Source organism: Planomicrobium stackebrandtii, assembly GCF_030814955.1.
Classification (GTDB): domain Bacteria; phylum Bacillota; class Bacilli; order Bacillales_A; family Planococcaceae; genus Planococcus; species Planococcus stackebrandtii.
Window position 1 is genome coordinate 667,609 of the sequence record NZ_JAUSWB010000001.1, and the last position, 6,457, is coordinate 674,065.

Consider the following 6,457-nt stretch of genomic DNA (forward strand, 5'->3'; position numbering starts at 1 on the left):
AAAAAAGCTGGCGCATTTGCGCCAGCTTTTTTTATTTTTTCTCCATTTCAATCAGAAGGTCACCCGTAGAAATGCCGTCAGCGGCCACTACATGGATATCTTGAATTGTTCCATCGAATGGAGCCTGAACTGTTGTTTCCATTTTCATAGCTTCTGTCACCAGCAAATGGTCCCCGCGCCGCACTTTAGCTCCTTTTTCCGTCAGCACTTTTAATACAGTACCCGGCATAGTTGCTGCGATGTGGCTTTCATTTGTCGGATTTGCTTTTGGTTTGGCGGTGCTGTCAGTTTCAACCATCATATCCTGAATGCTGACTTCGCGAGGCTGTCCATTCAATTCAAAATAAATGATGCGCGTTCCGTCTTTTTGCGGTTCGCCGATTGATACCAGTTTAATCATCAAGGTTTTGCCTTTTTCGATCTCTACCTCAATTTCTTCACCCAATCTCATTCCATATAGGAATGTCAAAGTATCGAGAACGGATACTTTCCCAAATTGGATATTGGTCGCTGTATACTCTTCAAATACTTTTGGATAAAGAGCATAGGCCAAGATTTCATGGCTTGTCACAGGACGCTCTAATTTGTCATACAAAGCCTTTTTGATTTCATCGAAGTCTGCAGGTTCCAAAAGTTCGCCAGGGCGCACCGTAATTGGTTCGCGCTCTTTCAAAATGACTTTCTGCAGTTCTTTCGGGAATCCGCCATGAGGCTGGCCGATATAGCCTTCAAAGAATTCAATGACCGATTCCGGGAAGTCAATGGTTTTCCCTCGGGAGATAACCGTTTCTTCATCCAGTTCGTTTTGTACCATGAACAGCGCCATATCGCCTACTACTTTAGAAGATGGCGTCACTTTTACGACATCGCCGAACAACAGGTTGACGCGTGAATACATAGCCTTAACTTCTTCCCAGCGCATGCCCAGCCCTACCGCTTTTGCCTGCTGCTGAAGATTGCTGTATTGGCCGCCTGGCATTTCATGTACATAAACCTCTGAATGCGGACTGTTCATTCCGCTTTCGAAGTCGCCGTAGTATTTGCGGACATCCTCCCAATAATGGGACAACTTTTCAAGTCCATCAACATCAGCTCTAACTTCACGCCCGCTGCCGCTCGTAGCATAATAAAGGGAATTGGCGCTCGGCTGGGATGTTAAGCCGGCCATGGAGCCAAGAGCTGTATCTACGATATCAACACCCGCTTCGATTGCCTTCGAGTATAGGTAGATGCCATTGCCGCTCGTATCATGTGTGTGCAAGTGGATCGGCAATGATACAGTATCCTTTAACTCGGATACTAGACGGTATGCCGCTTCCGGTTTTAATAGACCGGCCATATCTTTAATGGCAAGAATATGGGCGCCTGCCGCTTCCAATTCTTTCGCCATCTCTTTGTAATACTGAACCGTATATTTGTCGCGGCTAGGGTCTAAAATATCTCCCGTATAGCAAATCGCTGCTTCTGCGATTTTACCGGATTGGCGGACTTCATCAATCGCTACTTCCATTCCTTTGATCCAGTTCAAGCTATCAAAGATACGGAATACGTCGATCCCTGCATCTCCTGATTTCCGGACAAATTCGCGAATGACATTATCCGGGTAATTTTTATACCCGACAGCATTAGCCCCTCTGAAAAGCATTTGGAACAAGACATTTGGAATTTCCTGGCGAAGCTTAATCAGGCGTTCCCAAGGATCTTCTTTCAGGAACCTGTAGGATACGTCAAAAGTAGCTCCTCCCCACATTTCCAATGAAAACAAATCTTTTTGAAGATGCGCAGTTTCCTTGGCAATCTCATACAGATCGTGCGAACGGACGCGTGTAGCCAGAAGCGATTGATGGGCATCACGGAATGTCGTGTCTGTCAACAAAACATCTTTCTGCTCATGGATCCATTTGGTCAATCCTTCTGCACCCTGCTGATCAAAAATTTGCTTGGTACCGTTTGGCACCGGAGCCAACAAATCAACTTCCGGTTTGCGCGGAGCTCCAAAAATCGGTTTCTTTTTCTTTTCGATTCCTGGGAAGCCGTTGACTGTCACATTGCCGATATAACTCAACAATTTGGTCCCGCGATCTTGACGTACTGGGAAAATAAACAATTCCGGAGTGGTATCAATAAAGCTGGTATCAAAATCACCTGTAATAAAGTTTTTATGCTTTACAACATTTTCCAGGAACGGGATGTTGGTTTTGATTCCGCGAATCCGGAATTCCTGCAAGTTGCGGTCCATTTTTGCGGCCGCTTCTTTGAATGTAACTGCCCAAGTGGAAACTTTCACCAGTAGAGAATCATAGTACGGTGAAATGACTGCTCCTTGGAAGCCGTTACCCGCATCCAGACGGACACCGAATCCGCCACCCGAACGGTAAACCATCAATTTTCCGGCATCCGGCATGAAGTCATTCAACGGATCTTCTGTTGTTACACGGGATTGGATCGCATAGCCGAACAATGGAATTTTATCCTGTTGCGGGATGCCTATTTCTTCACTGTGAATCATATGCCCTCTGGCAATGTGAATCTGTGCGTGGACAATATCGATTCCAGTAATCATTTCAGTAATCGTATGTTCTACTTGGATGCGCGGATTTACTTCAATAAAGTAAAACTCGTCATTGGCAACTAGAAATTCAACTGTTCCCGCATTTATGTAGTTAATGTTTTTCATCAATTTAACTGCAGCATCACAAATTTCATTGCGCAATTCGTTGCTGATAGAGTTAGAAGGCGCGATTTCCACGACTTTCTGGTGACGGCGCTGGATTGAACAATCTCTTTCATATAGATGGATAACATTGCCATCCGAATCGCCGAGAATTTGAACTTCAATATGTTTTGGCTTATCGACGAACTTTTCGACATACATCTCATCGGAACCAAAAGCCGCTTTTGCCTCAGACTTGGCACGCTCATAAGAAGATGCTAATTCTTCCTCTGTTCTGACAATCCGCATTCCGCGTCCGCCGCCGCCAAGAGAAGCTTTGATCATTAACGGGAAACCTGCTTTTTTGCTGAACTCTTGAACTTCTTCTAATGACTCGACAGGCCCATCTGTACCCGGGATAACTGGAATTCCTGCCGCAATTGCCTGCGAACGCGCTTTTACTTTGTCTCCGAACATGTCCAAATGCTTAGAAGTTGGACCGATAAAGACAATGCCCTCTTCTTCGCAGCGTCTTGCAAAGTGGACGTTTTCGGATAAGAATCCGTAGCCTGGATGAATTGCATCCACCTTGGAATCTTTCGCGATGCGGATAATGTCTTCGATATCCAAATAAGCATCAATCGGTTTTTTTCCTTTGCCGACCAAATAGGATTCGTCCGCTTTGTACCGATGGTATGAACCACTGTCTTCCTGTGAATAAATCGCAACTGTTTGAATTTTCAGTTCTGTACAAGCGCGGAAAACCCGAATAGCGATTTCTCCGCGGTTGGCCACCAAGATTTTGTTGATCTCCTTCACACCGCAGCACACCCTTTACTTTTTCGTTTTTTCGTATTTATTGAACATGGAAACATTCATTAATACTCCCATAGCTAAAGATAACAAAATTACGGACGTTCCGCCATAGCTGATAAACGGAAGTGTGACACCAGTCAGTGGAATAATGCCGGTCAAGCCGCCTAAATTTACAAAAGATTGGATTCCAATCATACTGGCAACCCCCGCTGCAAGCATTCTGGCTAATGGGTCGTGAGTAGTCATGGCAATCCAAAGACCCCGCAAAACAATAAATCCGAGACCGCCTAAAACAAAGACGACTCCCAATACACCAAGTTCTTCAGCAATGACCGACATAATGAAATCGGTATGCGGTTCGGGAAGATAGCCCAACTTTTGTATCGATTGTCCGAGTCCTAACCCGCTCAATCCACCAGAACCGATTGCCAGGTACCCGTTGACTATTTGAAACCCAAAACCCAGCTCATCCGAGAACGGATTAAAAAAGGCATCCAGCCGGCCAAGACGCTTTTCAGTAAAAATCATGTCACCTGCAAAGATTAAGAAAGGCACGATGATAATGGATGCTGCTGCAACAAAGACGCCGGCAAGCCGTATAAACGGCTTTAAGCGGACTCCGCTGGCGGACATTACAGATAAGCCCACTGCCCCAATAATCAGCATGGAGCCAAGGTCGGGTTCAAGAAATACTGAAAACAGCACTAAAGTCAAAATGATAACCGGTGGAATGATGGATTCATTCAATTTATTGATGGTGCCGTTGTTGTACTTGTTTGAAAACACACCGGCTAAATAAAGGATTATCCCCACTTTTGCCACTTCTGAAGGCTGTATGTTGGCAAAACCTAAGCTGATCCAACTTTTGGCGCCTCCAGCTGCAAATCCGACAAAATGCACGGCAATTAAACCAGCAAAAACCACTGTCAGAATCGTCATCATCATCCATCGTTTTTTAAAATGTTTGTACGGGAAAACGGCTGCAATCGCGAAGACGGGAAATGCAATTGCCAAGTTTATCAATTGCTGTATGTAAAACCGGTCAGGCTCAGAGCCATAGTAATTGACCGACCAGGCCATGCTCGAACTGTAGATCATGATCAAGCCGAATATCGTTAAGGCCAAATAAGTAAAGAGTAATGGGTAATCAAAAAACTTTGCGTACTTCTTGATGTAGGATTTCATTTTTATACCTCTTTTAGTTTTATAGGTGAAGAATTAGTAAAAAAACTCAAACAAAATTCGTTTGAGTTTTAGATCATTTATTTGTATACGCTTCGTGAAGAATGGAAAGTTTCTTCTCCAGCGTATCCATTAAATTTTTCCCAGCCTCGCGTTCAATGAGCCCCAGCTTAACCGCAAAATCGATTTCACGTGAAAGGCCGAACATTTGGGTGTCAAGCACCTCTTCATATAAAGGACAAGATGGCAAAGTCAAGTGGTCCATTTGCACCTTGATCAATTGCTCAATTTTTTCAGCATCAGCTCTGAGGAGTTCTAAAGCCTTTAAATGGTATGTTTGTTCTTCTGTATGTTCCATGAGGACTCCCCCATTTTATGAGTTTTCTTCTCTATTTTCCTGTTTAAAGTGTATCTTTTAAGTGTGGAAAATGCAAGCCTCTATGACGAATAGAGATCAATCCCTTTAGGAACTTGACACGAAAAGGTATACTGTTAAAAGAATGAATATCTAAATGGAGGGTTTACCCATGGAATTTATCATACCTTTTAAAGGTGAAGTAAAATTTAAACTGATATTGGATCCGACCGTCTGGATTTTTGATGACCGCAAATTGAATTTGGAGACCTACTTCCAAGAAGAGCGGATCGAAAAGGACGAGCTTGAAGACTACAAACGCGGAATGGGCGAACACTGGTCCCGCGAAATCATGGAAGGCAGCACCGTTCCGCCGACTTTGAACTCAGAAAAAACTTATAAGAATAAAGAAAAGAAAGAAATGCTGACCGGAACTTTCGGCATCCTGTTCAAACCTTTTCTTTTGAATGCAGAACCATATGAACATGCCAAACGTGTCGTTTTCGAAACATTGCACGGAGATTTCGATTTCCCGATAGAACACGCCGAACAATTGGTTTTTAAATTCAGCGATCACGGCAAACCACTGAAAGAAGATGGACCTGTCCATGTTCTTCTTCCGGATGGTTCCAATCAGGAAAATCCCATTACCGATATCCAAGCCATCCGAGTCGAATAGGAGTGATTCAGCATGCGCGTACAATGCGTAATCTGCGATAAAATTGAAGAGTTAGTAGATGATACACTTCAGGCAAAGCGCCTGCGCAACAGACCAATCCATACCCACATGTGCGAGGAATGCCATGACCGGATCACCCAAAGGACCAAAGAGCGCTTAGCAACCGGTTCTTTCCGTTTTTACCGCAGCTCCCGCAGCATTGAGGATGACTTCTGATGAAGCTCTTAAAAGGCCTCTGGATTGGGTTTTGGAGCGGGTTGATTTTAGGGCTATTACTAAAATGGATCCAATCTGTCACTGGCGAACAAGTATATACCCTTTTGTTGAACGTTGATTTTGTTCCCGTAATCGGCAGTGTGCAATGGTCCGAGATTACAGAATTCATTTTTCATATGATTATTGCCCTGGTTATTGGGGTTGTATTTGTTTATGTCGCTAAGCGCCGAAACTATTCGTTTGGCCAATTGGTGCTCATTTCTCTACTGATGTCCGCACCTTTTCCTTTCCTCTACTTTCTATTGTCCTGGCTTGCTGTCGAAGCAGAGGTGCCAGCTGCTACAGATTGGAGCGCATTTTTGTATTGGATTTTTGCTCATCTCACTTACGCCCTGTTATTGCCAATCTTATATAAAACTTTTGAACGCAAAAACGCTGTATCTCAATGAGATACAGCGTTTCAGGCTGTCGAGAAACCCTCTCGACAGCCTTTTTTTGTTTATTTTGATATTTTTTTGAGGTAAACTAAAAGAAAATGAAGGAGCGATGTCCCATG

General features: G+C 43.9%; 6 protein-coding genes. 3 read left to right on the plus strand and 3 right to left on the minus strand.

Annotation, left to right across the window (positions count from 1 at the left end):
• Positions 1 to 31: 31 nt before the first annotated feature.
• The 3 genes from pyc to QOZ98_RS03535 form a co-directional block, all read right to left on the minus strand.
• Positions 32 to 3,472, minus strand: coding sequence for a pyruvate carboxylase (gene pyc, locus QOZ98_RS03525; protein WP_308786118.1), 3,441 nt, complete (start codon positions 3,470 to 3,472; stop codon positions 32 to 34).
• Between the two features lie 15 nt (positions 3,473 to 3,487).
• Entirely contained in the window at positions 3,488 to 4,654 is a 1,167-nt protein-coding gene (locus QOZ98_RS03530; RefSeq protein WP_308786119.1) for an FtsW/RodA/SpoVE family cell cycle protein, read from the minus strand.
• Positions 4,655 to 4,727: 73 nt separating this feature from the next.
• Positions 4,728 to 5,009 (minus strand): YlaN family protein, encoded by a 282-nt coding sequence (locus tag QOZ98_RS03535; RefSeq protein WP_006828871.1) that lies wholly within the window; start codon positions 5,007 to 5,009, stop codon positions 4,728 to 4,730.
• Positions 5,010 to 5,178: 169 nt separating this feature from the next.
• On the opposite strand from QOZ98_RS03535, the gene QOZ98_RS03540 reads away from it, so the two are divergent.
• Genes QOZ98_RS03540 through QOZ98_RS03550 form a run of 3 tightly spaced genes read left to right on the plus strand, consistent with a single transcriptional unit; the run spans position 5,179 to position 6,350 of the window.
• Positions 5,179 to 5,685, plus strand: coding sequence for a peptidyl-prolyl cis-trans isomerase (locus QOZ98_RS03540; protein ID WP_308786120.1), 507 nt, complete (start codon positions 5,179 to 5,181; stop codon positions 5,683 to 5,685).
• Between the two features lie 12 nt (positions 5,686 to 5,697).
• Positions 5,698 to 5,901: a YlaI family protein gene (locus QOZ98_RS03545; protein WP_308786121.1), complete on the plus strand. Its 204-nt coding sequence runs from the start codon at positions 5,698 to 5,700 to the stop codon at positions 5,899 to 5,901.
• The gene (locus QOZ98_RS03550) at positions 5,901 to 6,350 is read left to right on the plus strand and encodes a hypothetical protein (protein WP_308786122.1); all 450 of its coding nucleotides are present in this window, start codon (positions 5,901 to 5,903) and stop codon (positions 6,348 to 6,350) included. The genes QOZ98_RS03545 and QOZ98_RS03550 overlap by 1 nt, the downstream gene beginning before the upstream one ends.
• Positions 6,351 to 6,457: the final 107 nt, after the last annotated feature.

What these genes read in the sequence shown, in the direction of transcription:
- QOZ98_RS03530 (WP_308786119.1), bottom strand. Translation starts at nt 4,654, where the DNA reads ATGAAATCCTACATCAAGAAGTACGCAAAGTTTTTTGATTACCCATTA.
- QOZ98_RS03535 (WP_006828871.1), bottom strand. Translation starts at nt 5,009, where the DNA reads ATGGAACATACAGAAGAACAAACATACCATTTAAAGGCTTTAGAACTC.
- QOZ98_RS03540 (WP_308786120.1), top strand. Translation starts at nt 5,179, where the DNA reads ATGGAATTTATCATACCTTTTAAAGGTGAAGTAAAATTTAAACTGATA.
- QOZ98_RS03545 (WP_308786121.1), top strand. Translation starts at nt 5,698, where the DNA reads ATGCGCGTACAATGCGTAATCTGCGATAAAATTGAAGAGTTAGTAGAT.
- QOZ98_RS03550 (WP_308786122.1), top strand. Translation starts at nt 5,901, where the DNA reads ATGAAGCTCTTAAAAGGCCTCTGGATTGGGTTTTGGAGCGGGTTGATT.